Source organism: Pseudomonas sp. AC247, from assembly GCF_979258015.1.
Map to the genome: position 1 here is coordinate 225,661 of NZ_OZ409829.1, position 25,797 is coordinate 251,457.

General features: G+C 59.0%; 21 protein-coding genes. 10 read left to right on the forward strand and 11 right to left on the reverse strand.

Features of this window, described 5'->3' with window-relative positions:
- Positions 1 to 9: 9 nt before the first annotated feature.
- The 3 genes from ACZZ0B_RS01130 to morA all read right to left on the reverse strand — a co-directional run bounded on the left by ACZZ0B_RS01130 (position 10) and on the right by morA (position 6,997).
- A complete protein-coding gene (locus tag ACZZ0B_RS01130) occupies positions 10 to 1,323 on the reverse strand; it encodes a C4-dicarboxylate transporter DctA (protein ID WP_008078580.1) in 1,314 nt (437 codons plus the stop codon).
- A gap of 335 nt (positions 1,324 to 1,658) precedes the next feature.
- A complete protein-coding gene (gene glyA, locus ACZZ0B_RS01135; protein ID WP_129395595.1) occupies positions 1,659 to 2,912 on the reverse strand; it encodes a serine hydroxymethyltransferase in 1,254 nt (417 codons plus the stop codon).
- Between the two features lie 236 nt (positions 2,913 to 3,148).
- Positions 3,149 to 6,997: a cyclic di-GMP receptor MorA gene (gene morA, locus ACZZ0B_RS01140; RefSeq protein ID WP_008078578.1), complete on the reverse strand. Its 3,849-nt coding sequence runs from the start codon at positions 6,995 to 6,997 to the stop codon at positions 3,149 to 3,151.
- Positions 6,998 to 7,282: 285 nt separating this feature from the next.
- Here morA and ettA point away from each other — a divergent pair, with 285 nt between their 5' ends.
- Positions 7,283 to 8,947, forward strand: a complete 1,665-nt coding sequence (gene ettA, locus ACZZ0B_RS01145; protein ID WP_008078577.1) for an energy-dependent translational throttle protein EttA — start codon at positions 7,283 to 7,285, stop codon at positions 8,945 to 8,947.
- A 372-nt stretch (positions 8,948 to 9,319) separates the two neighbouring features.
- Entirely contained in the window at positions 9,320 to 10,657 is a 1,338-nt protein-coding gene (gene gdhA / locus ACZZ0B_RS01150) for an NADP-specific glutamate dehydrogenase (protein ID WP_008078576.1), read from the forward strand.
- Here gdhA and ACZZ0B_RS01155 read toward each other — a convergent pair.
- The 4 genes from ACZZ0B_RS01155 to ACZZ0B_RS01170 form a co-directional block, all read right to left on the reverse strand.
- Complete coding sequence (locus tag ACZZ0B_RS01155; RefSeq protein ID WP_463544201.1) at positions 10,654 to 11,148, reverse strand: GreA/GreB family elongation factor; 495 nt, start codon at positions 11,146 to 11,148, stop codon at positions 10,654 to 10,656. The two genes, gdhA and ACZZ0B_RS01155, sit on opposite strands and share 4 nt — an antisense overlap.
- A gap of 70 nt (positions 11,149 to 11,218) precedes the next feature.
- The gene (locus ACZZ0B_RS01160; RefSeq protein ID WP_440096895.1) at positions 11,219 to 11,575 is read right to left on the reverse strand and encodes a hypothetical protein; all 357 of its coding nucleotides are present in this window, start codon (positions 11,573 to 11,575) and stop codon (positions 11,219 to 11,221) included.
- A gap of 155 nt (positions 11,576 to 11,730) precedes the next feature.
- A complete protein-coding gene (locus ACZZ0B_RS01165; RefSeq protein WP_463544202.1) occupies positions 11,731 to 13,584 on the reverse strand; it encodes an Lnb N-terminal periplasmic domain-containing protein in 1,854 nt (617 codons plus the stop codon).
- Positions 13,585 to 13,849: 265 nt separating this feature from the next.
- On the reverse strand, positions 13,850 to 14,338 hold the full coding sequence (locus ACZZ0B_RS01170; RefSeq protein WP_007909797.1) for a DUF3015 domain-containing protein: 489 nt from the start codon (positions 14,336 to 14,338) through the stop codon (positions 13,850 to 13,852).
- Between the two features lie 301 nt (positions 14,339 to 14,639).
- On the opposite strand from ACZZ0B_RS01170, the gene ACZZ0B_RS01175 reads away from it, so the two are divergent.
- A complete protein-coding gene (locus ACZZ0B_RS01175; protein ID WP_008078572.1) occupies positions 14,640 to 17,078 on the forward strand; it encodes a Lon protease family protein in 2,439 nt (812 codons plus the stop codon).
- Positions 17,079 to 17,388: 310 nt separating this feature from the next.
- Entirely contained in the window at positions 17,389 to 17,706 is a 318-nt protein-coding gene (locus ACZZ0B_RS01180; RefSeq protein ID WP_008078570.1) for a PA4575 family protein, read from the forward strand.
- A gap of 51 nt (positions 17,707 to 17,757) precedes the next feature.
- On the opposite strand, the gene ACZZ0B_RS01185 is transcribed toward ACZZ0B_RS01180, so the two are convergent.
- Positions 17,758 to 19,587: a hypothetical protein gene (locus ACZZ0B_RS01185; RefSeq protein WP_463544203.1), complete on the reverse strand. Its 1,830-nt coding sequence runs from the start codon at positions 19,585 to 19,587 to the stop codon at positions 17,758 to 17,760.
- A 163-nt stretch (positions 19,588 to 19,750) separates the two neighbouring features.
- Between ACZZ0B_RS01185 and ACZZ0B_RS01190 the strand changes: the two genes are divergently transcribed.
- The 3 genes from ACZZ0B_RS01190 (at position 19,751) to ACZZ0B_RS01200 (ending at position 21,419) form a co-directional block, all read left to right on the forward strand.
- Positions 19,751 to 20,239: a TIGR00645 family protein gene (locus tag ACZZ0B_RS01190; RefSeq protein WP_008078565.1), complete on the forward strand. Its 489-nt coding sequence runs from the start codon at positions 19,751 to 19,753 to the stop codon at positions 20,237 to 20,239.
- Positions 20,240 to 20,373: 134 nt separating this feature from the next.
- Complete coding sequence (locus tag ACZZ0B_RS01195; protein WP_008078563.1) at positions 20,374 to 20,679, forward strand: DUF6482 family protein; 306 nt, start codon at positions 20,374 to 20,376, stop codon at positions 20,677 to 20,679.
- Between the two features lie 122 nt (positions 20,680 to 20,801).
- Positions 20,802 to 21,419 (forward strand): FKBP-type peptidyl-prolyl cis-trans isomerase, encoded by a 618-nt coding sequence (locus ACZZ0B_RS01200; RefSeq protein WP_008078561.1) that lies wholly within the window; start codon positions 20,802 to 20,804, stop codon positions 21,417 to 21,419.
- A 131-nt stretch (positions 21,420 to 21,550) separates the two neighbouring features.
- Here the strand turns inward: ACZZ0B_RS01200 and ACZZ0B_RS01205 are convergent, their stop codons facing one another.
- The 3 genes from ACZZ0B_RS01205 to ACZZ0B_RS01215 form a co-directional block, all read right to left on the reverse strand.
- Positions 21,551 to 21,808 carry a PA4570 family protein gene (locus tag ACZZ0B_RS01205; protein ID WP_008078558.1) on the reverse strand — a complete coding sequence of 86 codons (258 nt, stop codon included), beginning with the start codon at positions 21,806 to 21,808 and terminating at the stop codon, positions 21,551 to 21,553.
- A gap of 207 nt (positions 21,809 to 22,015) precedes the next feature.
- Positions 22,016 to 22,357, reverse strand: coding sequence for a zinc ribbon domain-containing protein YjdM (locus ACZZ0B_RS01210; protein ID WP_008078556.1), 342 nt, complete (start codon positions 22,355 to 22,357; stop codon positions 22,016 to 22,018).
- A gap of 145 nt (positions 22,358 to 22,502) precedes the next feature.
- A complete protein-coding gene (locus ACZZ0B_RS01215; protein ID WP_007909817.1) occupies positions 22,503 to 23,471 on the reverse strand; it encodes a polyprenyl synthetase family protein in 969 nt (322 codons plus the stop codon).
- Between the two features lie 239 nt (positions 23,472 to 23,710).
- Between ACZZ0B_RS01215 and rplU the strand changes: the two genes are divergently transcribed.
- The 3 genes from rplU to cgtA all read left to right on the forward strand — a co-directional run bounded on the left by rplU (position 23,711) and on the right by cgtA (position 25,734).
- Positions 23,711 to 24,025: a 50S ribosomal protein L21 gene (rplU, locus tag ACZZ0B_RS01220; protein WP_003176051.1), complete on the forward strand. Its 315-nt coding sequence runs from the start codon at positions 23,711 to 23,713 to the stop codon at positions 24,023 to 24,025.
- 34 nt (positions 24,026 to 24,059) lie between these two features.
- A complete protein-coding gene (gene rpmA, locus ACZZ0B_RS01225; RefSeq protein WP_003176049.1) occupies positions 24,060 to 24,317 on the forward strand; it encodes a 50S ribosomal protein L27 in 258 nt (85 codons plus the stop codon).
- 193 nt (positions 24,318 to 24,510) lie between these two features.
- Positions 24,511 to 25,734, forward strand: a complete 1,224-nt coding sequence (gene cgtA / locus ACZZ0B_RS01230; RefSeq protein WP_008078548.1) for an Obg family GTPase CgtA — start codon at positions 24,511 to 24,513, stop codon at positions 25,732 to 25,734.
- Positions 25,735 to 25,797 lie beyond the last annotated feature (63 nt).

Below are 25,797 nucleotides of genomic sequence, written 5' to 3' on the forward strand. Positions count from 1 at the left end.
GGGTTGAAATCAGAACTCCTGCTGGTGCGCGGGAGTTGCTGGTTTACGCGGCTGAAAGGTGTAGCCCTGCTGACCGCTGAGTACTTTGTTGGCGCGTTGTACGTCGATGTCTTTTTCCCAACGGGCGATGGCGACGGTGGCGACGCAGTTGCCGATGAGGTTGGTCAGTGCCCGACCGATGCCCATGAACCAGTCCACGGCCAGCACCAATACCAGACCCACTACCGGGATCGCCGGAATGGCGGTCAGCGTCGCCGCGAGGATCACCAGTGCCGAGCCGGGAATACCGTGGGCACCTTTGGAGGTGATCAGTGACACCAGCAGAATCGTCAGCAAATCGGTCATGGCCAGTGGCGTGCCGGTGGCGTTGGCGATGAAGACAATGGCCAGGGTCAGGTAGATCGAAAAACCATCGAGGTTGAACGAATAACCGGTGGGGATCACCAGGCCGACGGTCGAGCTGCCGATGCCGAGGTGTTCGAGTTTGCGCATGATCTGTGGCAACACCGCATCGGAAGATGCCGTGCCCATGACGATCAGCAGTTCTTCACGCAGGTACTTGAGCAGCGGCCACATACGCAGGCCGGAGGCGCGCATCACCAGACCGAGTATCACGCTGACGAAGGCCATGCAGGTCAGGTAGAACAAACCGACCAGACTGCCCAGGTGTTGCAGCGAATCGAGGCCATATTTGCTGGTGGTGAAGGCGATGGCGCCGAATACGCCGATCGGCGCCAGACGCACGATCATGCCCATGATGCGGAAGATCACATGGCTCAGTTCATTGATCAGTCGGGAGATCCCGGAGGCCGCTTCGCCGACCAGATTCAACGCGCTGCCGAACAGCACCGAGAACAGCAGCACTTGCAGGATGTTGTTGTCGGCGAACGCGCCGAGCACCGAGGTCGGGATCAGGTCCATCAAGAATTGCGTGGTGGTGTGCATGTGCTGGCCACGCTGGGCGATGTCGCCCATGTCGGCCGCCGACAGTTGCTCCAGATGAATATTCGCGCCGCTGCCGATGCCGGTGCTGAAGGCGAAGACCAGGCCGATCACCAGGGCGATGGTGGTCAGCACTTCAAAGTAGATCACTGATTTGAGGCCGATGCGCCCGACCTTCTTCAGATCGCCGGCGCCGCTGATGCCGCTGACCACCACGCAGAACACGATGAGGCCGATGAGCATCTTGATCAGTTTGATGAAACCGTCGCCGAGCGGTTTGAGCTGGGCCGAGTATTCAGGAAGGGTCAGCCCGCAGACGATGCCGAGCACCAGTCCGAGAACCACTTGGAGGAAGATTGAACGCGAGCACCATCTGAGCATGGGAGGAATCCTGGTCGGTGTCCTGGCTGCCGTGCGCGTGGCGCATCAGATTCAGGACTTAATTATTGTGGTCTTACCGGTATGTCCAGTGCAGGCGCAGTCTACGCTCGGTTTTTTCGGGATGACAAGTGAAAACAACAAAATTGGCATGACCGGTCTGACCAGCGGCACCAACCAAATGTAGGAGCTGCCGAAGGCTGCGATCTTTTGATCTTGTTTTTATAATCCAGATCAAAAGATCGCAGCCTGCGGCAGCTCCTACATGGGAAATCGCAGGCGAAAAAAAACCGGCCAATCACTTGGCCGGTTTTTCATGCTGCGGGTTTAACGTCGCATCAAGCGCCGTACACCGGCAGTTTCTTGCAGATGGCTTTGACTTTCTCACGAACGGCGTCGATCACCGCTTCGTTGTTCAGGTCAGCCAGGATGTCGCAGATCCAGCCGGCCAGCTCTTTGCACTCGGCTTGCTTGAAGCCGCGAGTGGTCACAGCCGGGGTACCGAAGCGCAGGCCGGAAGTGACGAACGGCGAGCGTGGATCGTTTGGCACGGAGTTCTTGTTCACGGTGATGAACGCTTTGCCCAGAGCGGCGTCAGCATCTTTACCGGAGATGTCCTGCTTGATCAGCGACAGCAGGAACAGGTGGTTCTTTGTACCGCCCGAAACCACGTCGAAACCGCGCTCGATGAACACTTCGGCCATGGCCTGGGCATTCAACACCACTTGTTCCTGGTAAGCCTTGAACTCAGGCTGCAGCGCTTCCTTGAAGCAGATCGCTTTAGCCGCGATCACGTGCTCCAGCGGGCCACCCTGGGCGCCCGGGAATACCGCCGAGTTCAGCTTCTTCTCGATGTCGGCGTTGGCGCGCGCCAGGATCAGGCCGCCACGTGGACCGCGCAGGGTCTTGTGCGTGGTGGTGGTCACGACGTCAGCGAAAGGCACCGGGTTCGGGTAGACGCCAGCGGCGACCAGACCGGCTACGTGAGCCATGTCGACGAACAGGTAAGCGCCGACTTTGTCAGCGATTTCGCGGAAACGCGGGAAATCGAGGATCTGCGAGTAGGCAGAGAAACCGGCCACGATCATTTTCGGCTTGTGCTCAACCGCCAGACGCTCGACTTCGTCGTAGTCGATCAGGCCGTTGGCGTCGATGCCGTACTGCACAGCGTTGTACAGTTTGCCCGAGGAGGAAACGCTGGCGCCGTGGGTCAGGTGACCGCCGTGGGCCAGGCTCATGCCCAGAATGGTGTCGCCACCTTGCAGCAGAGCCAGGTAAACAGCGGCGTTGGCTTGCGAACCGGCGTGCGGCTGAACGTTGGCGTAATCGGCGCCGAACAGCTCTTTGGCGCGGTCGATGGCCAGTTGTTCAACGATGTCGACGTACTCGCAACCACCGTAGTAACGCTTGCCTGGGTAGCCTTCAGCGTACTTGTTGGTCAGGACCGAGCCTTGAGCTTCCATCACCGCTGGGCTGGTGTAGTTTTCCGAAGCGATCAGCTCAATGTGTTCTTCCTGGCGCTGAGCTTCTTGCTCCATGGCGGCAAAAAGGTCGGCGTCGTACTTGGCAATAGTCAAATCACGGCTGAACATGGCGGTCCTCAAGGATCGGGGGCAGAAAAGGGGGGCATTCTAACCCAATGGGTTTTGGATGGCATATGAAACGACATCATGTCGCAGACAAGTGGCGTTCATGCGCGGATAGATGGTGATTGTGCCGGCCTGAAAAGATCGCAGCCTTCGGCAGCTCCTACATTATCCGAGGCGCACATAAATACCGTGACCGACATCAATCCCTGTAGGAGCTGCCGCAGGCTGCGATCTTTTCTTCAGTCGAACATGAACAGCGCATCATTACTGAACTGCGCTTCAAAGCGGCTCGCCGGCATCGGTCGCCCGAACAGATACCCCTGAACCTCATCGCAACCATGCTCGCGCAGGAAGTCCAGTTGCTCATGGGTCTCCACGCCCTCGGCGATCACCGCCAGATTCAGGCTGTGTGCCATCGCGATGATCGCCCGAGCGATCTGCGCGTCCTGCTCACCCGACGGCAAGCCATCGACAAACGTGCGGTCGATTTTCAACACGTCGATCGGGAACTGCTTGAGGTAGTTAAGCGATGAATAACCAGTGCCGAAGTCATCGACCGCAATGCTCAGGCCAAGGTTTTTCAGCCCGGCGAGAATCTGCATCGCCTCGCTGACTTCGCGCATCAGGATACTTTCGGTCAGCTCCAGCTCCAGGCACGCCGGCGGCAGGCCGGTTTCGCGCAGGATCGTGGCGATCCGCGTGCCAAGTTGGCCATCGGAGAACTGTCGCGCCGAAATGTTTACCGAGACCTTCGGCACGCGCACACGGTTCTGGTGCCAGGTCTTCAGTTGACGGCAGGCCTCGCTGATCACCCAATCGCCAACGTCCACCACCAGACCAAGCTCTTCGAGCACCGGAATGAAATCCCCCGGCGGCACCAAGCCACGACGCGGGTGACGCCAGCGCAGCAGCGCTTCGGCACCGGTCAGGCGTTTGCCGTCGCCGCTGAATTGCGGCTGGTAATACAGGACAAATTCGTCTTGTTCCAAGGCGTGGCGCAAATCGCTTTCCAGCTCCAGACGCTCCAGCGCACTGGCGTTCATGTCGGCCTGATAGAACTGAAAGTTGTTCTTGCCGCGTTCCTTGGCGTGGTACATCGCGGTGTCGGCGTTCTTCATCAACTGGCTGAGTTCGTTGCCGTCCTGCGGGCTCAGGGCAATGCCGATACTCGCTGTGACAAAGAACTCGCGACCTTCGAGCACGAACGGCCGCACCAGGCTGCCAAGAATCTGCTCGGCGACATGAATCGCCCGGTTCAGCGCCATTTCACGGCTGGAACGATGTTGCAGCAGCAGAGTGAATTCGTCGCCGCCCATACGCGCCACGGTGTCGTCATCGTCGACGCAAGCGAGCAGGCGCGTGGCCATGTCTTTCAACATGCGGTCGCCGGCGGCGTGGCCGAGGGAGTCGTTGATCGGTTTGAAGCGATCGAGGTCGAGGAACATCAGCACCACCCACGACTTCTGCCGCTCGGCCGATTGCAGCGCGGTGTGCAGACGATCCTGGAACAGCGTGCGGTTCGGCAAATGCGTGAGGGCGTCGTAGTAGGCGAGGCGGTGAATGCGCTGTTCGCTGGCCTTGCGCTCGCTGATGTCGCTGAAGAAACACACGTAACTGGCCAGATCGCCTTCGTCGTCGAGTACGGCGGTGATGCCGACCCACGCCGGGTAATGCTCGCCATTACGCCGCTTCATCCAGACTTCGCCCTCCCAGGTGTTGTGCTGGTGCAATTGCTTGAGCACGTAACGCAGGTGCGCGTCCTGCTGTTCGTCGACGGTGAGCATGTTCGGTAACTGGTCGAGCACTTCGCTCACCGCGTAACCGCTGACCCGACTGAACGCTTCGTTGGCCTGAACGATGTAACCGGCCGGGTCGGTGATCAGAATCGCCGAGGTCGAGTGCTCGAAAACCGTGGCGGCCATGCGCAAGTCTTTCTCGGCGCGACGTTGCTGGCTGATGTCGCGACCGACACCGAGTACGCCTTCGAATGCACCATGCTCGTCCCACACCAGTACCAGACGCAGCTCGATCGGGATCTTGCGGCCATCGGCGCGCAGGCAGTCGAAGAGGAACAATTGCGTCTGCACCTGACTGCGTAACAGCGCCAGTTGCTCGGGCTTGTCGAGCGCCTTGCTGACGCGATCCATCAGCGTGTAGATGCCGCTCAGTTGTTGCGGGTTGGCGATGGTCGATTGCCAGCCGTTCTGGAAAATCCACTCGGCGTCGTAGCCCAGCACGGCTTGCACCGACGGGCTGACGTAGTTCAGCGAGAGCTTGCTGTCGGTGGAGAAGATCACGTCGCTGATGCTTTCGGCGAGCATGCGATAACGCTGCTCACTGTCGCGCAGGGACTCGCTGGCCTCGATCTGTTCGGTGATGTCCTTGGCCACACCGATGATCCGCGTGACTTGATCATGCTTGTCGCGGGCCAGTGCCTGTTCACGAATGTCGAAACGCCGCCATTTGCCATCGCGATGACGGAAGCGCAGCTGACATTGCAGCAGTTGGCTGTAACCGGCGTGACGCTGCAACTGCCGCGAACGATGGTAGTAATCGGCGTCTTCGGGGTGCAGGAGGATTTCCCAGAAGTACTCGCCCATCTGGTGCAGTTCGGTGCGGTTGTAACCGAGCGTCTGGCCGAGGTGGTGGTTGCTGAAAATCATCCGCTGGCTGATCACGTCCTGCACGTACAGATGATCCGGCACGGTGCGCACCACGTCCGACCAGAAGCCTTCGCGCTCCAGCAGCGACAGCTCGATGAGCTTGCGGCTGGTGATGTCGTTGATGCTGAGGATCACCGCTTTATAGTCGTGTTGCTCGTGCGGCAGGCGCAACACCATCCACAGATGCTGGTCGCGGCCATTGATGTCCGGCAGTTTGATTTCCAGTTCCAGCTGTTTCTGCTGCTGCAACACCGCGTCGAGCACCTGGTTGCCGATCGCGCACTGGCGATGCGGATGGCCATCGATCAACAGTTGCCAGGCGTGTTCGCAGGAATTGACGTTGAGCAGTTGCAAGGCCACCTGATTGACCTCGGTGACGCGCAGTTCCTGGAGCAATTGTTGGCGTTGCGCCGGTTGGTCGAGCCAGGCCTTGAGCTGATCGCTGGTCTGGATCTGGGCTTTTTCGAACACCTGCTTGAGCCCGGATAGATCAAGCACGCACAAGGCGACGCCGGTGCCTTCGAAAATGTCCTGATAACGCCGGCGCCCTTCATGCAACTGGCGCTGGCGGCGGCGCATGTTCAACAGCGCGATCACTGGCAGCAGCGAGAAGGCCAGGCCCAACAGGCATTTGCCGATGAACGCCGGCAGCAATTCCTCCAGCACGCGCTGGCGGTCGAACAGGCCGCGCAATTGCCAGTCGCTGCTGCTCAGCGGCACGGTCAGCACGGTGTTGGCCAGATCGTCCGGGGTCAGTACGCCAGGCTTTGCCGATGGCAGCGCCTCGTCGCGGCTGATGATCTGATGGTTGATGCGGTTCTCCACCAGCCACAGCGGGCGCAGGCCCGTTTCACCCTGTTTGGTCAGCGAGTCGAAGAAGGTCGGGGTCAGGCGCAACGCCCAATAGCCACGCGTGCTGCCGCTGGCCTGATGCAGCAACAGGTGCACCACCGCGCCGTCGTCGGCGTTGCTGAAATAATGCGCCTGCGCGCGGCTGCGGCGGACCAGTTCGGTGAGGTAGTCGGCGTCGTGGCTGTCGGCGGCGCTGTCGCTGAGGATGCGCCCGGACGGGCTGAGCAATGCCATGCTGCGCAGATCTGGCAGCGACTGCTGAAGTTTGCGCAGCAGCGCCTGCTGTTCGTCGGCAGTTTGCGGTTGCTCGACGATCGGTAGCAGGTTGAGGGCGATTTGCGCGTTCAGCGCCATGTTCAGGCTGACCTGCGAGGCGAGGTCGGCGGTGTAGTCGATGGTGTACTGACGCTGGTTTTTCTGGGTTTCGCGCAATTGATCGAGCAGTTGCCAGAACAGCAACGCGAGCAACAAAAGCACGAGGGTTGCCAGCGCTCCCTTTAATGTCCCGCGCAGGGGCGAGCCGGGCGCCGGTTGGGTGCTGCTCACAGAGGCTGGCGGAGTGACATTGGACAAGCTGTAATCCTGCGGTTTGGCTGGACTGGCGCGACGTGCACTATAAGCCGGACGCCCAAAGGGCGGCTAGCATGCCTTGAGTTGTGGCGAAGTGCCAGCCCCGCTCGGCTGGACTGCCACTGGTCAATCAGGTAGCTTTGCCGGTTACGCGGGAGCGTTCCAGCTCCTAGACTCAGACTTTTTCAGCGCGCACGCATTGATAACCATCAAGTGAACGACGCGCATGGTCTGGCCGGGCATCGCCCGCGCTGCAATCATTCATCTGTCACTGACCCAAGGTTCTCCATGGCTCAATACGTCTTCACCATGCATCGGCTGGGCAAAGTTGTTCCGCCGAAGCGGGAAATTCTCAAAAACATTTCGCTGTCGTTCTTCCCCGGCGCCAAGATCGGCGTACTCGGCCTCAACGGTTCGGGTAAGTCCACGCTGCTGAAAATCATGGCCGGCGTCGACACCGAGTTCGAGGGCGAAGCCCGTCCGATGCCGGAACTGAACATCGGTTATCTGCCGCAAGAGCCGCAACTTGACCCCACCAAGACTGTACGTGAAGTGGTCGAGGAAGCGGTCAGCGTGATCAAGAACGCTCAGGCGCGCCTGGACGAGGTCTACGCGGCTTACGCTGAAGAAGATGCCGACTTCGACAAACTGGCTGCCGAGCAAGCCAAACTCGAAGCGATCCTGCAAGCCAGCGACGGTCACAACCTTGATCGTCAACTGGAAGTCGCCGCCGACGCGCTGCGTCTGCCAGCGTGGGACGCCAAGGTCGAATTCCTCTCCGGTGGTGAAAAACGTCGTGTGGCCCTGTGCCGCCTGCTGCTGTCCGCCCCGGACATGCTGCTGCTCGACGAACCAACCAACCACTTGGACGCCGATTCCGTTGCGTGGCTGGAGCACTTCCTGCACGACTTCCCGGGCACTGTGGTAGCGATTACGCACGACCGTTACTTCCTCGACAACGTCGCTGGCTGGATTCTGGAACTCGACCGCGGCGCGGGCATTCCGTACGAAGGCAACTACTCGGGTTGGCTCGAAGCCAAGTCCGATCGTCTGGCCGCTGAATCCAAGCAGCAGTCGGCGCACGAAAAAGCCATGAAGGAAGAACTGGAGTGGGTGCGCAAAGGCGCCAAAGCCCGCCAGTCGAAATCCAAGGCACGTCTGCAACGCTTCGAAGAAATGCAATCGCAGGAATTCCAGAAGCGCAGCGAAACCAACGAGATCTACATCCCGGCCGGTCCACGCCTGGGCGACAAGGTCATCGAATTCAAGAACGTCACCAAGGGATACGGCGATCGCGTGTTGATCGACAACCTGTCGTTCTCGATGCCGAAGGGCGCCATCGTCGGCGTGATCGGCGGTAACGGTGCCGGTAAGTCGACCCTGTTCCGCATGCTGATGGGCAAGGAACAACCGGATTCGGGCAGCATCGAAGTCGGCGAAACCGTGCAACTGGCCTGCGTCGATCAGAGCCGCGATGACCTGGATGGCAGCAAGACTGTGTTCCAGCAAATCTCCGACGGTTCCGACCAGATCCGTATCGGCAACTACGAGATCCCGTCGCGTACCTACGTCGGTCGCTTCAACTTCAAGGGCGGCGATCAGCAGAAGTTCGTCAAGGACCTGTCCGGTGGTGAGCGCGGTCGTCTGCACCTGGCGCTGACCCTGAAGGAGGGCGGCAACGTCCTGCTGCTCGACGAACCGTCCAACGACCTCGACGTTGAAACCCTGCGTTCGCTGGAAGAAGCCCTGCTGGACTTCCCGGGCGCCGCGATTGTGATCTCTCACGATCGGTGGTTCCTTGACCGTGTGGCGACACACATCCTGGCGTACGAAGACGACTCGCAAGCGATCTTCTTTGAAGGTAACTACACCGAGTACGAAGCGGATCGCAAGAAACGCCTCGGCGAAGCGGCTGCCCAGCCACACCGGGTACGTCACAAGAAACTGGCCTGATTCGGGTTGGTTGCATAAAGAGCGGAGCCTTCGGGCTCCGTTTTTTTTGCCCGGTTTTTTTCAGGGGAACCGAGGTGAATTCATCGCTGGCAAGCCAGCTCCCACAGGGATTGTGTTATGTCCGGATTGTGTGAGCGCCGCTAAAACTGTGGGAGCTGGCTTGCCAGCGATGGCGGTGTAACTGTTGGTGCATTAATCAAATTTGTTCTCCCCATTCAGGTGCAAATCAGCGCCAAAAACCAGCAGGATTTATATCCTGTGCACCATTTAATTTCATAACTGCGACATTTTGCTCTGTTCCTGTGCGCATTTCGTTTGTTACAGTCCGGCCCAATCTCCTCCAACGACAATAAATTTGCCGAGACTTTTGCCATGATCGAATCCGTCGAATCCTTCCTTGCCCGTCTGAAAAAACGCGACCCGGATCAGCCCGAATTCCACCAGGCCGTCGAAGAAGTACTGCGCAGTCTGTGGCCGTTTCTCGAAGCCAATCCGCACTACCTGACTTCGGGGATTCTCGAGCGCATCTGCGAGCCGGAGCGTGCCGTGGTGTTCCGCGTGTCGTGGGTCGACGATCAGGGCAAAGTCCAGGTCAATCGCGGTTTCCGCATCCAGATGAACAGCGCCATCGGCCCGTACAAGGGCGGCTTGCGTTTCCATCCTTCGGTGAACCTGGGCGTGCTGAAATTCCTCGCCTTCGAACAGACCTTCAAAAACTCCTTGACCTCGTTGCCCATGGGCGGCGGCAAGGGCGGTTCCGACTTCGATCCGAAGGGCAAGAGCGACGCCGAAGTCATGCGTTTCTGTCAGGCATTCATGAGCGAGTTGTATCGCCACATCGGCGCCGACGTTGACGTGCCGGCCGGTGATATCGGCGTCGGTGCGCGCGAGATCGGTTTCCTCTTCGGCCAGTACAAACGCCTGAGCAACCAGTTCACCAGCGTGCTGACCGGCAAAGGCATGACCTATGGCGGCAGCCTGATTCGTCCGGAAGCCACCGGTTTCGGCTGCGTGTATTTCGCGGAAGAAATGCTCAAGCGTCGCGGGCAGACCGTGGAAGGCAAACGCGTGGCGATCTCCGGTTCCGGCAACGTTGCGCAGTACGCCGCGCGCAAAGTCATGGATCTAGGCGGCAAGGTGATTTCCCTGTCCGACTCCGAAGGCACGCTGTATTGCGAGGCTGGCCTGAGCGAAGAGCAGTGGTCGGCTCTGCTGGAGTTGAAGAACGTCAAGCGCGGGCGCATCAGCGAATTGGCGACTGCATTTGGTCTGGAATTCCGCGCCGGTCAGTTGCCGTGGTCGCTGCCGTGCGACATCGCGCTGCCGTGCGCCACGCAGAACGAGCTAGACGCCGAAGCCGCCCACGCCCTGCTGCGCAATGGCTGTGTGTGCGTGGCTGAAGGCGCAAATATGCCAACGACGCTGGAGGCTGTGGATATCTTTATCGAGGCTGGCATTCTTTTCGCGCCGGGCAAGGCATCCAACGCCGGGGGCGTGGCGGTGAGCGGTCTGGAGATGTCGCAGAACGCCATGCGTCTGCTGTGGACGGCGGGTGAGGTGGACAGCAAGCTGCACGCGATCATGCAGTCAATCCACCACGCTTGCGTGCATTACGGCGAAGAAAATGGGCAGATCAATTACGTCAAAGGCGCGAACATCGCCGGTTTCGTCAAAGTCGCCGACGCAATGCTCGCGCAGGGTGTGGTTTAAGCCGGTTCGATGCGGATTACTTCGATCACTTGATCGCCGGCGGGGCGCTGCCACAGCACCTCGTCGTTGAGTCGGGCACCGAGCAGGGCGCGGCCCAGCGGTGAGCCCCAATTGATCAGGCCCTTGCTCGCATCGGCCTGATCTTCGCCGACCAGTTGCACGCGGTGTTCGGTGTCGTGCTCATCGGCATAGGTCACCCAACTGCCGATCTGCACTTTGTCTCTGGACGTTGCGGCGACGGCGACTTGGGCGCTGCTCAAGCGCTGATTGAAATAACGCAAATCCCTTTGCAGATCGGCCAGCCGTTGCTTATCGGCCTGCTCACCTTTGGCCGATTGTTCTGCGTGTTGGGTTTGCAGTTCGGCGACTTTTGCCTGCAACTGCGCCAAGCCCTGTGACGTGACGTAATTGGGCTGCTCGCTGACCCGCCGTTCAACCGGTTGATCGGCTTGTGCGGCGGCGTTGTCTTCGTTGACGAAAGCACGGCTCATGGGTTCCTCCTCGTATGAGGTTTGGGCCATGCTCGCAGGCATTTGGTTTCACTGGATGTCTGGGAGCGACCTAGGGCGAGCGATAAGCCCGCCCGGCGTCCTGATCTTTCTGTTGCTGCCACGCGCGCTCGCGCTCGTCCCAGTGTTCGTTGCGGTAGTCGTCGCGACCCTTGTTTTCGAGCATCGCCTGACACTGGCGAAAGCCGTCGGTCCAGCCGTCGGCGTATTGCTTGTCCTTGAGATAACGCGGGACGTTCTTGCGGAACTCGCCGCTGATCGAACCGGCGGCCTGGCGACCGCTGACGCAACCATCATCAAAACCGTCGGCGAAGGCCGGTGGATAACCTTTGGCGATCAAATCATCGTGGGTCGACTGGCAACCGCCCAGCAACAGCAAAACACCCAACACACCCGCACACCGCCACATCGCACTCTCCCGAGCCGGTTGTCCGGCTTATGGGGAAAGTCTAGAAGGTGATTCGTTGGTGGGGTGTGAAAGAAAGATCAAAAGATCGCAGCCTGCGGCAGCTCCTACAGGTGAAACGCATTGCAAATGTAGGAGCTGCCGAAGGCTGCGATCTTTTAATAGTGATACCACTTCACTTCGAGCATGACTTCCGTTTCCGGCGTGGCGATGTGGCTGAACTCACGCTGCGCACTCAAGCGCAAACCAAGATTGCGCGACAACTCCCACTGCTGATTCAGACTCAAACTGCGCCGCACTTCGCCGTTGAAGAAGTAATCGCCCTTGGCCTCCAGGCTGAGGTTGCCCAACGGGTTTTTCCACAACACGCCGGTATTGAAACCGCCTGCGGGAGAAACAAACTCGGCGAAATCATTGTTGTGTTCCACCCGCACGGTGCCGAGGGCAAAACCCAGCACATCGTCACCCAGCGCCCACGTGCCGCCACCGCCACCATTCACATGGCTGACCAGCGTTTCGTCATCATGCTTGCCCGGCACCCGCTCAAGACCACCAGTGACCTGCCACGACAGTGGCTGCAACAACTCATTGCGTGGTGTCAGCGAGCGGATCGTCGCCAGATCCAGTTGCTGGAACTGCCAGTGATTGCCCTCGTACTGACGCAGCTTCATCTGCAGGATTTCAATCTGCGCGCCGAGCGGGAAGCTCTCGGCGTTGTCGTTGAGATCGTGATAGGCCATGCGCAAGCCGTACTCACCGAACGCACGATCGCCGCGGGTGCCGAGACCGGCCTGCCAGGTGCGCGATTCGTGACCGTCTTCCGGCAGGCCCGGTTGCGGAATTTGCAGATCGGGTGCCGGGTTTTTGTTGATTGCCCGCAACAGCTCGAAACTGCGCTGCGCCCGTTGTGGATCACGTTCCTGACCATTGGCGCGGTAGCGTTCGAGGCGATACGCCGCGTCGATGATCAACGCCTGACGATCGCGGGGCAGGGCCTTGAACGTCGGTTCTTGCAACACTTGTTGATCGGCGCTGACTTTCAGCACCCAATCCTGTTCTTCACCCGTCAAAGGCTCGGCGCGACTCAGCAACTCACGTTCGCGCGAAGGACGGTATTCGATACTTTCCACCAGCCCGGCTTCTTTCACCGCTTTCACGGTGTCGGTCGGAATCGCGGTCAGCGGGAATTGCTCGGTCAGGCGCAAGCTTGGTCGTGCTACTTGGAGCAACTCCAGCAAACGGTACGAGCAGTTTTCATCGAAGAAGAAATAGTCGAACTGAATCTGCTTCAGCTCCCACACATGCTCGACCATGCGCGCGGTTTCTTCTTGCGTCAGATTGAGCCGGTATTCCCACAGATCGCGATTTTCCAGGCTGCGGTATTCGGAGAGTTTTTCCTGATACGGCACCAGTGCGAACAGGCCCGGATAGCCGCCCATCAAGCCCTTCCAGGCGTAGAGAATGCTGTTGTCCGAGCCTTCGATGTAGGCGCCGAAGTTGATCGCGTAACTGAGCAGCGAGGTCTTGTCGGCCTGCACGTCAGCCTGATCGATGCGCAGCAGGGTGTGGCCGAACATCGATGAGGGACTGTTCAAATAAGCCGCCGGGAAGATCATCACCGCGCTGTGCGGCGAGACGTCCTTGATCCATTTTTTGTACTCGGCGCACTCTGGTGTCGGCAGATCATTCAGCTTGAGCTGCGCTTTCAGCCAGCGAGTGCGCGCCGGGTAAACGCATTGCGCATGCTGCTCGCCGAGACTGGCCGGGGCGTACAGCGCTTGCACGGTGGCCGCCAGTTCGTGATCGGGATGTTCATTGCCATCGGGTGCAAGAAAGAATTTCTTGTCGCTGACATAGCTGCGCCAGCCGCCGAGTTTGGCGGTTTCGTAGTGACCGAGGGAAATCCAGAAGCGGTCGTTGGCCAGTTGCTGCAAACGTTGAGGGTCGATATGTGGCGCGGCGGACAGCGGGGCGCAGACACAGAGCGCCAGCCAGGCAAGGCGTTTGAGCATAAGTGGCAACTTAAGTCGAAAGAAAATAAAACCCGAATCGGGGGTCAACACTCCACCCTTGTGGCGAGGGGATTTATCCCCGTTGGGCAGCGAAGCGGCCCCAAAACCTGTATCCCCAATGCACCAGCTATACCGCATGCACAGGTTCACGACTGCTGCGCAGCCGAACGGGGATAAATCCCCTCACCACAGGTTCAGCGTCACGGTGGAATCAATGCATAAAAAACAAAACCCGCTCCCCGAAGGAAGCGGGCAGAGGTCGAGCTTATGCCTGAGTTGCGTACTTGGCCAGACGAGGATCCGATTTCAGTACGGCCAGGGTGTTGGTATGCACGTCTTCAGCGGTCACGTCAGCCTTGCTGAAGATCTGCTGGAAGTGCTCGTGAGTCACAGCAGCGAAATGCGCGCGATCTTCCGGCGCCACGCCCAGTACCACGGCGTAAGTCGTCAGCGCTTCGCCGTTGCCTTTGGCCATGTCTTCGGACAGCTCGTTCATCATGCCATTCATGGCAAACCAGGATTTGCCGCCGTAGGTCAGCGACGCGTTGGTCGAGCAACCGTTGGTGCCGGAAGTCATACCAAACGTGGCGTTACCGGAAGTGCCGTTGGTGGTGGAAGCGAGGAAGTGCGCCGGGGTGCCACGCTGACCTTCGAACAGCATGTTGCCCCAACCGCAATCCGGGCCGCCTGGAGCTTGCGCCATTGCGTTGATGGATACAGCGGTGAAGAGAGTACCGAGAAGAATCCGTTTCATAGCTTTTATCTCTTTATGTGCATACCAATGGACAGGGTTCTGGCCCCCCAAGCTCTGTACGAAACAGATCAAAACGAAGCCAGTGGGCCGGTATTAGTTCCAGCCGCGCAGTTTGGAGTTTAGGCACGTTCCAGGGGTTCCGTGGTTTTTTGCAAAATATTTGGAATAAACCCCGGTTTGCGGGGGCGCGCCGCAGGGTTGGCCGGTTGTCTATGCTTTGTCACATGGCGCGCCTTGCCAGTGGGGCACGGGCAGCGCCAGAATGCGGCTATCTGCCCCGCCTGATTGTTAAGGAAGCCCGATGCCTGATCCTGTTGCTGCCAGCTTGCGTCTTGCGCCCGAAGCGCTGACCCGTCCGTTTTCCGCTGAACAGTTCAGCTTCACTACCACCAATGATCTGGAGCCCTTTCGCGGTGTGCTCGGCCAGGAACGCGCGGTCGAAGCCTTGCAGTTCGGTGTGGCGATGCCACGCCCCGGTTACAACGTCTTTGTCATGGGCGAGCCCGGCACCGGCCGGTTCTCGTTCGTCAAACGCTACCTGAAGGCCGAAGGCAAACGCCTGCAGACCCCGGCGGACTGGGTCTATGTGAACAATTTCGATGAGCCGCGCGAACCCCGCGCGCTGGAGTTGCCGTCCGGCACCGCTGCTTCGTTCATCGGTGACATCAACGGTTTGATCGACAACCTGCTGGCGACGTTTCCTGCAGTCTTCGAGCATCCGTCCTACCAGCAAAAGAAAAGCGCCATCGACCGCGCTTTCAACCAGCGCTACGACAAGGCCCTCGACATCATCGAGCGTCTGGCCCTGGAAAAAGACGTCGCCCTCTATCGCGACAGCAGCAACATCGCCTTCACGCCGATGCTCGACGGTAAAGCGCTGGACGAAGCTGAATTCGCCCAGTTGCCGGAAGCTGATCGTGAGCGTTTCCACGAAGACATCTCCGGCCTCGAAGAGCGTCTGAACGAAGAACTCGCCAGCCTGCCGCAATGGAAGCGTGAGTCGAACAATCAGCTGCGTGCGCTCAACGAAGAAACCATTACCCTGGCTTTGCAGCCATTGCTTTCGCCGCTGTCGGAGAAGTACGCCGAGAACGCTGCGGTGTGCGGTTACCTGCAAGCGATGCAGGTGTACCTGCTGAAAACCGTGGTCGAGCAACTGGTCGATGACAGCAAGACCGACGCCGTGGCGCGCAAGCTGCTGGAAGAGCAATACGCGCCAAGTCTGGTGGTCGGTCATCCGGTGAGCGGCGGTGCGCCAGTGGTGTTCGAACCGCACCCGACTTACGAAAACCTCTTCGGCCGTATCGAATACACCACCGATCAGGGCGCGCTCTACACCACTTATCGCCAGTTGCGTCCGGGTGCCTTGCACCGCGCCAACGGTGGTTTTCTGATTCTTGAAGCGGAAAAAATGCTCAGCGAGCCGTTCGTGTGGGATGCGCTGAAACGCGCCCTGCAATCGCGCAAACTGAAAATGGAATCGCCGCTGGGCGAGATGGGCCGTTTCGCCACCGTGACCCTCAACCCGCAGCACATTCCGTTGCAGGTCAAAGTCATCATCATCGGTGCGCGGTCGCTGTATTACACGCTGCAAGACCTCGATCCGGACTTCCAGGAGATGTTCCGCGTTCTGGTTGATTTCGACGAAGACATCCCGATGGTCGACGAGAGCCTGGAGCAATTCGCCCAGCTGCTGAAAACCCGCACATCGGAAGAAGGCATGGCACCGCTGACCGCCGACGCGGTGGCGCGTCTGGCGACTTACAGCGCACGACTGGCCGAGCACCAAGGGCGTTTGTCGGCGCGTATCGGCGATCTGTTCCAACTGGTCAGCGAAGCGGATTTCATCCGCCATCTGGCCGGCGATGAAATGACCGACGCCGGGCACATCGAGCGCGCCTTGAAAGCCAAAGCCACGCGCACCGGACGTGTGTCGGCGCGGATTCTCGACGACATGCTCGCCGGGATCATCCTCATCGACACCGATGGCGCGGCAGTCGGCAAGTGCAACGGTCTGACCGTGCTCGAAGTCGGCGACTCGGCGTTCGGTGTGCCGGCGCGGATTTCCGCTACGGTGTATCCGGGCGGCAGCGGCATCGTCGACATCGAGCGCGAGGTTAACCTTGGTCAGCCGATCCACTCCAAAGGCGTGATGATCCTCACCGGGTATCTGGGCAGCCGTTACGCGCAGGAATTCCCGCTGGCGATTTCCGCGAGCATCGCGCTGGAGCAATCCTACGGTTACGTCGATGGCGACAGTGCGTCGCTGGGCGAGGCGTGCACGCTGATTTCGGCGCTGTCGAAAACCCCGCTCAAGCAGTGCTTCGCGATCACCGGTTCGATCAACCAGTTTGGTGAAGTGCAAGCGGTCGGCGGGGTCAACGAGAAGATCGAAGGCTTCTTCCGTCTCTGTGAGGCGCGCGGGCTGACGGGCGAGCAGGGCGCAATCATTCCGCAGGCCAACGTCGCCACGCTGATGCTCGATGAAAAGGTCCTGGCGGCGGTGCGTGCCGGGCAGTTCCACGTTTACGCGGTGCGTCAGGCGGATGAAGCGTTGAGCCTGCTGGTCGGCGAACCGGCCGGTGAGCCGAACGCCGACGGTGAGTTCCCGGAAGGCAGTATCAACGCACGGGTGGTCGAGCGTCTGCGTGACATCGCCGAGATGATCAGCGAGGAAGACCTCAAGGAAGCCGAGAAAGAGTTGGCCCAAGAGGCATTAGCCGAAGCCAAACCTGCCTGAACCTGAACGCGGTCAAACTGTAGGAGTGAGCCTGCTCGCGATAGCGGAGTGTCAGTCGGCGAATAATTTCCCTGACACACCGCCATCGCGAGCAGGCTCACTCCTACATTTGCTTTGTGGTGATCTGCAGGGAGCTCGCCACAACTCTGGCGTCAATATTCACACAATGACCATTCGGCGCCTTCTGGTTCTATCCAGCTTGCGCAGCGCACTTTTCTTCTATTCTCAGCTCAAGGATATCGACAGTATCACTGGATCGAGCCAGTCCCCCCGTGGGGGCTGAATACCGGCTTCACCGAGGGTCGCCGCCATGTCGCGCAACCTCTGTCTCACCCGTCAGTGCCTGGGTCTGGTGACCCGTATCGAATGCGCCATCAAGCCGTTGGCCGGCGATAACGGCATGTGGACGCTGCTCTTCGCCGCCGGCATGGCCGGCGAACAACCTTCCGCGATCAAAGCCCAAGGCCCGTTCCACGGCCCCGTAGCGGCGGAGTCGATTCTCGACACCATCGTTGAAAGCCTGACTTTGCACGGCTACGAACTGGCCGACGATCCGCAGATCTGGAGCCTGCACCTGCAAGCCCAATTACGGCAAATCAACGGAGGCCGCAGCCGCGCCCTCAATTAATACCTGCCGATGTAGGAGCTGCCGCAGGCTGCGATCTGTTGATCTTGCTCTTCAAGGGGCAGTATCAGGCACCTGCGCCTTATCGAGTTTGACCTCAAAACCGTATTGCACGGTGGCGAGGTCGGTTCGCTGATAGGTTTCCACGTGAGTCGGACGGCCGTAGAAGTAATGCACGCCGAACAACGCCGGGCCTTCTGCGCTCGCGTCGTGGCTGACCGAAAGAATCTGCTTGAGGTAATGGCCGCTGTCATCCTTGACGAAGAACCGCCATTCGTTGGGCGGAAACACCTTCAGATCGACCACCAACATGTTGTTCCGAATCTCCAGGCCTTTGGGCAACGCCTTGGCGTCGTAGGCTTGCTTGGCCACCGTCGCGAGAAACAACGGTATTGAACCGACGGCAATCGCCGGGGTTTCCGGAAAAAGATTCAGGTCGTAAGTGATGGTCGCGCGTAATGGATCGACCTGATAAGCCTCGGGCGGCAGTTCTATCGGCTCGTCGAGTTTGCCGTTGTGTTTTTCGGTGAAGAACGTCACCGGACTCTCGCCGGGATTGAAGTCGTCGCCGAGCAATTCATCATTGAAGGTGCGGCGGTGAGAGAACTCGATACGCGCGGCGCTCGGATCCTCCACCGATTGGTGGATACGAATGCCGGCCTTCAGTTGCTCCTCGGTCAGCGCCGCACCCTTGAGCCAGCTCGCGGCTTGATCGTCGTACACCACCACCGCCGGATCCAGCGGTTGAATGGCTTTTTCGGTGGTGTGCTGGTTGAAGGCGCGGATCGGCAGATCCAGGGTTTTACGGGTCACGGTGACGGAGGAGAAATCCAGTACGCTGACCTCCAGCGTCTCGATCGGTCCGTTGAAGTAAACCTTGTTGTAGCGTTTGGGGTGTTGTTGCTCAAACGTCTGCTGGTCGTCGCTCAGCTGTTTTTCCAGCGTATCGCTCCAGGTTTTCTGTTGCTGCAACTGCGCCAGTTGTTTCTCGTAGAACGCCACCTGCTCCGGGCTCTCGTTGATTGAACCGGCGCGAATCAGGTATTGCCCGGTCGTGTCGCGGGCCTGCACGATCATTGGATTAAGTTGCGCGCCGGCGACTTCCGGGGCCAGTGCCAGGTTGTTGCTGAATTCGACTTCGGCGTAGTTCTTTTCCAGCTTCAGCAGTTTGACGCTGAGGTTGTCGTTGGTACGGGTCTGGCCGACATCCTTTTTCGTCAGGTCGAAACTGTACAGGCGTCGTGGCGCGATGACCTCGACCTGGCCTTGCAGGCTGACCGGTTGCGGCAGGGTTTTCTTGTCGACGTTCAGGCCATCGATGAACGGGTAGGTCACGGTCAGGTCGTCGGGGTTGGTCACGTTAGAGCTGGACGGGCTGAGCTGAATGCCGGGGTCGGTTTCCGACCATTCCGGCTGATAAGCGATGACACGTTTGTTGCTCAACGTCACCGATTGCCATTCCACCCCGTGGGGAAACAGGAACCCGCCGGGAATGTTCAGGTTGAACGGAAACACCGGCTGCAGATCGGTGAGGTAGTCCGAGCTGGCGTCCTTGTGCAGGACGAACAGACCGTTGACGAAGGTATCGACCAGCGCCTGCGGGGCAGGGTAGTGCTTGAGCACGGCGAGGGCGTCTTCGCCGTACTCGGTGCGCGGCGGATTGTCGTCGAGTTTGAATTGGGCGCGCTCCAGTAACAGCAGCGAGCCGCCGAGCTCGGTGATGGCGTCCTTGAGCTTCGGATCGCTGATGGCGTCCAGCGATTGCTCAAACTGCGCGGTCTTTTCTTCAAGGCTCAGTGCGTGTTTCTCATCGCCGGGCGAGCAAGCGCCCAGCAACAAGGCCAAGCAGATTCCGGCCGTCGTTATCGGCAATCGCACATCCATTTCCACTCGTCCTGTCCACTGTCGCTGGGCTGTCAATGCTTTGGACACTAGCAGAAAAAAAATCACATACACACGCAGGTGGCGGATTTGCCGACGGTTTCTGGCTGTCACGAGGGGCTGGTATACTCGCCGCCATTTCCGCCCCCCTCTTGTGTGAGATTCAATGGAACGCTTTATCGAAAACGCAATGTATGCCTCGCGCTGGCTGCTGGCGCCGATCTATTTCGGGCTGTCCCTCGGGTTGCTGGCGCTGGCGCTGAAATTCTTCCAGGAAGTGTTCCACGTCATCCCCAATGTGTTCTCGATCGCCGAATCCGATCTGATTCTGGTGCTGCTGTCGCTGATCGACATGGCGCTGGTGGGTGGTTTGCTGGTGATGGTGATGATCTCCGGCTACGAGAACTTCGTCTCGCAACTGGATATCGATGAAGACAAGGAAAAGCTCAGCTGGCTGGGCACCATGGACTCTTCGTCGCTGAAGATGAAAGTGGCGGCCTCGATCGTGGCGATTTCATCGATCCACTTGCTGCGCATCTTCATGGATGCCAAGAACGTCGATCCCGAGCACCTGAAGTGGTACGTGATCATCCACATGACCTTCGTGCTCTCGGCCTGCGCAATGGGTTATCTGGACAAGGTCACCAAGCACTGATCACTGCCTGATCGCTGCAATCCACCGCCCGTCTGTTGCGAAACAGACGGGCGGTGTCGTTTGTGGCTTGTGCTTTGGCGTGCGCAGGCATATCCCTGTAGAGGTCCTGGCTCGCCACTGCGTGAGGTGCGTTCATGAATCTGCAAGAGTTGAATGCGTTTGCCATCGCCCGCAAGGTCGATGAGCTGAACCTGATCTCCATGGAAGGCGGGATATATTTGCTCGAAGCACGGATGCACGGAGCGGCGTATCCGTTGAGTGATCTCAAGGGCAACATGCTGACACTGCGTTCGGTCGAGCATGCGCGGGATTTGCTGCATGCCTTCCCGGTGCTGCCGTTCAACCTCGTACACACTTCGGTACACGATGAAATGTGTGGCCTGGGCGCCAGTGGCGAAGAAAGCCTGAAAGTGCCGCTGGCCTGGCGATCGGCCCTGTAGGCCTTGCGCGCCATCGTCTGAGCATCTGTGCTAGTCTGCTCGCCCTTTTGGTTCCGGGCGCGCCGGGACGCGCTGTGCACGCACGGCAAGTCTTGTGGCCGTCCGCACAGCGGAGCAGTGTCATGTCCGAAGTAAATCTGTCCACCGACGAAACCCGCGTCAGCTACGGCATCGGCCGTCAGCTGGGTGACCAGCTGCGCGACAACCCGCCACCGGGTGTTAGCCTGGACGCGATCCTGGCCGGCCTGACCGACGCCTTCGCCGGTAAGGAAAGCCGTGTGGGTCAGGAAGAAATGTCCGCCAGCTTCAAGGTTATCCGCGAAATCATGCAAGCCGAAGCGGCTGCCAAAGCTGAAGCCGCTGCTGGTGAAGGTCTGGCCTTCCTGGCGGAAAACGCCAAGCGTGACGGCATCACCACCCTGGCTTCCGGCCTGCAATTCGAAGTGCTGACTCAGGGCGAAGGCGCCAAGCCGACCCGTGAAGATCAAGTGCGTACGCACTACCACGGCACGCTGATCGACGGCACTGTGTTCGACAGCTCCTACGAGCGTGGCCAGCCAGCAGAATTCCCGGTTGGCGGCGTGATCGCCGGCTGGACCGAAGCCCTGCAACTGATGAATGCCGGCAGCAAATGGCGTCTGTACGTGCCGAGCGAACTGGCTTACGGCGCTCAAGGCGTTGGCAGCATCCCGCCGCACAGCGTTCTGGTATTCGACGTCGAGCTGCTGGACGTTCTGTAATCCCAAGCCTGTCTTGATGGCGGGCTAATGTAGGAGTGAGCCTGCTCGCGATAGCGTTTTTTCAGTCGACTGATTTGTTGTCTGACACACCGCCATCGCGAGCAGGCTCACTCCTACAGTTTTACCGTGTTTCATATTTCTATCTTGTGATGCAGTTCATGGGTCGGGCGCAATGCCCGGGCATAGCAGAACAGGAACAGATTGCGCACCAACTCCTTGAGCACCAGTGGCTCGCTGGAATTCAGGCTGCTGACGTCCAGATCCCCTTGATCCTGCAGCTCATGCAAGGCTTCTTCTTCAAGCACCGCACAGACTTCACCGGTCTCCCGATGGAGGATTCTGAGGTAAGGGTGTGGACGATCCAGCCAGGCGTCGATCAGATAAGTCATGGTTCTCATCTCCATTGAAGGTGTTTGATGAGAATAATTCTTATTATCGAAATAGCAAGCGCCTATTGGCAGATTGTGATTTTTTCCGGGTAAAGATTGCGTAAGGTCAAAACGGCTGGCGTTTGGCTATTGCGTAGATTTATCGAGGTACGGCGGGGGAGGGTGGAACTCCATCCCACGGCTGGCGCGGGATGGATGACAGCAGAATCAGACTTTTCTGACGAACTCGGATTTGAGTTTCATCGGGCCGATGCCGTCGATCTTGCAGTCGATGTCGTGGTCGCCATCGCACAGGCGGATGTTCTTGACCTTGGTGCCGACCTTGACCACCAGCGAGGTGCCCTTGACCTTGAGGTCCTTGATCACGGTGATGGTGTCGCCGTCCTGCAGGACGTTGCCGACCGAATCTTTCTTTACGGTGTCATCGGCGGCCACTTCGGCTTCGCCACTGGCGGACCACTCGTGGGCGCACTCCGGGCATACCAGTTGGGTACCGTCTTCGTAGGTGTATTCGGAATTGCATTTCGGGCAGGGTGGCAGCGTGCTCACTAAGGCTCCTTGGGGTGTGGGTCGCTAAAAGTCGCACATTATATAGGGTTTATCCGTTGGTGGCGCCAAAAGCAAAAAATCGCAGCCCGGCAGCCCTTGTAGGAGCTGCCGAAGGCTGCGATCTCTCGATCTTGCTTCAGCGCTATCAGTGCGTACGCGCGACCGCAAACTCACTCAGTTCAACCAGCGCATCCCGATATTCACTGGCCGGCAGCGCCTCAAGGCACTTGATCGCACGGGCCACGTAATCACGGGCCAGTTGCGCGGTGTACTCCAGCGAGCCCGAGGCTTCCACGGCAATGCGGATGCTTTCCAGGTCTTCGATCCCGCCTTTCTGGATCGCCTGGCGCACCAGTGCAGCCTGTTCCGGCGTGCCTTCACGCATGGTGTAGATCAGCGGCAGGGTCGGCTTGCCTTCGGCCAGATCGTCGCCGACGTTCTTGCCCAGGGTTTCGGCGTCGCCCTTGTAGTCGAGCAGGTCGTCGACCAGCTGGAATGCCACGCCGAGGTGATCACCGAACGTGCGCAGCGCTTCGCTCTGCTCGGCGGTAGCACCGGCCAGTGCCGCAGCACTGTGGGTCGAAGCCTCGAAGAGCATCGCGGTTTTGCCGCGGATGACTTCCATGTAGGTTTCTTCAGTGGTGCTGGCGTCGCGCACCTTGGACAGTTGCAGCACTTCGCCTTCAGCGATGATGCGCGTGGCCTGGGACAGAATCTTCATCACCGGCATCGAGCCCAGTTCGACCATCATTTCGAACGAGCGCGAGTACAGGAAGTCGCCGACCAGCACGCTCGGGGCGTTGCCCCACATGGCGTTGGCAGTCGAGCGGCCACGGCGCATGCCGGACATGTCGACGACGTCGTCATGCAGCAGGGTCGCGGTGTGCAGGAATTCGATGGTGGCGGCTAAAAGACGCATGTCGTCGCCTTCGCGACCCAGTGCCTTGCCACACAACAACACTAATAAAGGACGCAGACGCTTGCCGCCGGCCGAGGTGATGTAATCGCCGATTTTCGATACCAGCGGTACTCGGGAAGTCAGCTGCTTCTTGATGATGCCGTCGACGGCGCTAAAATCGTCCGCCACCGCGCGGTAGAAAGCTTGGGGTTGCATCAGCGAGAGTCGCTCCAGAAGGGTTGCGCGGCATGCTAGGACCCCCATCCGGACCTGTCAAGGCGCGATGGACGGCTACTTGCAAGCCTGCGGCGCCTTGCGTACAATCGCGCACCCTGAACTTCCTGGGCAGCACCTGCCTTACGCAATTGCAACGGGCCTTCCAGCCTTATGCAGCCATGCCAGCCAATACCTCTTCTTATAAAGAGCTGGGTGAGCAGGATTATCGGAGAAATACCATGTCTTATGCAGTAATCGTTACTGGCGGCAAGCAGTACAAAGTCGCCCCAGGTGAATACCTGAAGATCGAAAAACTGGAAATCGCTACCGGCGAATCCGTTACCTTTGATCGCGTTCTGTTGGTTGCCAATGGCGACGACGTGAATATCGGCGCTCCAGTTGTTGCTGGCGCTACCGTTGTGGCTGAAGTGATCTCCCAAGGTCGTCACGATAAAGTCCGCATCATCAAGTTCCGTCGCCGTAAGCACCACATGAAGCGTATGGGCCACCGCCAGTGGTACACCGAGATCAAAATCACCGGTATTCAGGCTTAATTTCAGCCTAATTCCTCACTAGGAGAATTGACTCATGGCACACAAAAAAGCTGGTGGTAGTACCCGTAACGGTCGCGACTCAGAAGCCAAACGCCTTGGCGTTAAGATGTATGGCGGCCAGAAAATCATTCCGGGCAACATCATCGTGCGTCAGCGCGGCACCCAATTCCACGCTGGCTACGGCGTTGGCATGGGTAAGGATCACACCCTCTTCGCGAAAATCGAAGGCGTGATCAAGTTTGAAGTAAAAGGCGCGTTCAACCGCCGTTACGTGAGCGTTGTCGCAGCTTAATTGCGCGATCGCTGGAAAAGCCCTGTCTCGCGACGGGGCTTTTTCGTTTGTGGGGTGAGTCTCTTGCAAAACTGTTTGTATGGGCTGTCGGCGTGCGATGCAGGTCGTGTTTTGGGGTCGCTGCGCTCATTTTTGCAAGAGTCTTATGTCTTGATTGTTTTTCGGCTCGTCCGTATGGCGAGAGGCGTTGGTTATGAAGTTTGTTGATGAAGTATCGATTCGCGTAAAGGCTGGTGACGGCGGCAATGGCGCCATGAGTTTCCGTCGGGAAAAATTCATCGAAAACGGTGGCCCGAACGGCGGTGATGGCGGTGATGGCGGTTCCATCTACATGATGGCTGACGAAAACCTCAACACCCTGGTCGACTACCGTTACACCCGGCACTTCGATGCCGAGCGTGGTTCCAACGGCGGCAGCACCGACTGCACCGGTAAAAAAGGCGAAGACCTGATCCTGCGCGTGCCGGTCGGCACCACGGTGATCGACTCCGCTACCCAGGAAGTCATCGGTGACCTGACCAAGGCTGGTCAGAAATTGATGGTTGTGCAGGGCGGCTGGCACGGTCTGGGCAACACCCGTTTCAAGTCCAGTACCAACCGTGCACCGCGCCAGACCACGCCGGGCAAGCCGGGTGAGCAGCGCGACCTGAAACTGGAAATGAAAGTGCTGGCTGACGTCGGTCTGCTGGGCTTGCCGAACGCCGGTAAAAGTACCTTTATCCGTTCGGTATCGGCCGCCAAGCCGAAAGTTGCCGACTACCCGTTCACCACGTTGGTGCCGAACCTCGGTGTGGTCAGCGTCGACCGCTGGAAGAGCTTCGTCATTGCCGACATTCCGGGTCTGATCGAAGGTGCTTCCGACGGTGCCGGCCTGGGTATCCGCTTCCTCAAGCACTTGGCGCGTACGCGTCTGTTGCTGCACCTCGTCGACATGGCGCCGCTGGATGACACCAGCGCACCGGATGCGGCTGAGGTGATCGTCAACGAGCTGATCAAGTTCAGCCCGTCCCTGGCGGAGCGTGATCGTTGGTTGGTGCTGAACAAGTGCGACCAGATCCTTGAGGAAGAGCACGATGAGCGCGTCAAGGAAATCGTTGATCGCCTGGAATGGACGGGTCCGGTCTACGTGATCTCGGCCATCGCCAAGATCGGTACCGAGCGCCTGTGCCACGACATCATGCGTTACATGGAAGACCGTGCTGATCGCCTGGCCAATGACCCGGCTTACAAGGAAGAGCTGGCCGATCTCGATCAGCGCATCGAAGACGAAGCCCGCGCGCAACTGCAGGCGCTGGATGACAAGCGTGCGCTGCGTCGCAGCGGCGTGAAGTCGGTCCATGACATCGGCGACGATGATTGGGACGAAGAAGATGTGGATGACGAAGACGGTCCGGAAATCATTTACGTGCGTGACTGATTCGTTGCGATAAACTTGAACGCCGCTCAATCGAGCGGCGTTTTAGTATCTGGAAATCGCAAG

Excerpts from the sequence above, each read along its gene's own strand:
- ACZZ0B_RS01175 (WP_008078572.1), top strand. The coding sequence starts at position 14,640 with ATGCCTGATCCTGTTGCTGCCAGCTTGCGTCTTGCGCCCGAAGCGCTG.
- rplU (WP_003176051.1), top strand. The coding sequence starts at position 23,711 with ATGTCTTATGCAGTAATCGTTACTGGCGGCAAGCAGTACAAAGTCGCC.
- ACZZ0B_RS01170 (WP_007909797.1), bottom strand. The coding sequence starts at position 14,338 with ATGAAACGGATTCTTCTCGGTACTCTCTTCACCGCTGTATCCATCAAC.
- ACZZ0B_RS01200 (WP_008078561.1), top strand. The coding sequence starts at position 20,802 with ATGTCCGAAGTAAATCTGTCCACCGACGAAACCCGCGTCAGCTACGGC.
- ACZZ0B_RS01155 (WP_463544201.1), bottom strand. The coding sequence starts at position 11,148 with ATGAGCCGTGCTTTCGTCAACGAAGACAACGCCGCCGCACAAGCCGAT.
- ACZZ0B_RS01165 (WP_463544202.1), bottom strand. The coding sequence starts at position 13,584 with ATGCTCAAACGCCTTGCCTGGCTGGCGCTCTGTGTCTGCGCCCCGCTG.
- ACZZ0B_RS01190 (WP_008078565.1), top strand. The coding sequence starts at position 19,751 with ATGGAACGCTTTATCGAAAACGCAATGTATGCCTCGCGCTGGCTGCTG.
- ettA (WP_008078577.1), top strand. The coding sequence starts at position 7,283 with ATGGCTCAATACGTCTTCACCATGCATCGGCTGGGCAAAGTTGTTCCG.
- rpmA (WP_003176049.1), top strand. The coding sequence starts at position 24,060 with ATGGCACACAAAAAAGCTGGTGGTAGTACCCGTAACGGTCGCGACTCA.
- ACZZ0B_RS01215 (WP_007909817.1), bottom strand. The coding sequence starts at position 23,471 with ATGCAACCCCAAGCTTTCTACCGCGCGGTGGCGGACGATTTTAGCGCC.
- ACZZ0B_RS01185 (WP_463544203.1), bottom strand. The coding sequence starts at position 19,587 with ATGGATGTGCGATTGCCGATAACGACGGCCGGAATCTGCTTGGCCTTG.
- ACZZ0B_RS01130 (WP_008078580.1), bottom strand. The coding sequence starts at position 1,323 with ATGCTCAGATGGTGCTCGCGTTCAATCTTCCTCCAAGTGGTTCTCGGA.
- glyA (WP_129395595.1), bottom strand. The coding sequence starts at position 2,912 with ATGTTCAGCCGTGATTTGACTATTGCCAAGTACGACGCCGACCTTTTT.
- ACZZ0B_RS01180 (WP_008078570.1), top strand. The coding sequence starts at position 17,389 with ATGTCGCGCAACCTCTGTCTCACCCGTCAGTGCCTGGGTCTGGTGACC.
- ACZZ0B_RS01160 (WP_440096895.1), bottom strand. The coding sequence starts at position 11,575 with ATGTGGCGGTGTGCGGGTGTGTTGGGTGTTTTGCTGTTGCTGGGCGGT.
- ACZZ0B_RS01205 (WP_008078558.1), bottom strand. The coding sequence starts at position 21,808 with ATGACTTATCTGATCGACGCCTGGCTGGATCGTCCACACCCTTACCTC.
- gdhA (WP_008078576.1), top strand. The coding sequence starts at position 9,320 with ATGATCGAATCCGTCGAATCCTTCCTTGCCCGTCTGAAAAAACGCGAC.
- ACZZ0B_RS01195 (WP_008078563.1), top strand. The coding sequence starts at position 20,374 with ATGAATCTGCAAGAGTTGAATGCGTTTGCCATCGCCCGCAAGGTCGAT.
- cgtA (WP_008078548.1), top strand. The coding sequence starts at position 24,511 with ATGAAGTTTGTTGATGAAGTATCGATTCGCGTAAAGGCTGGTGACGGC.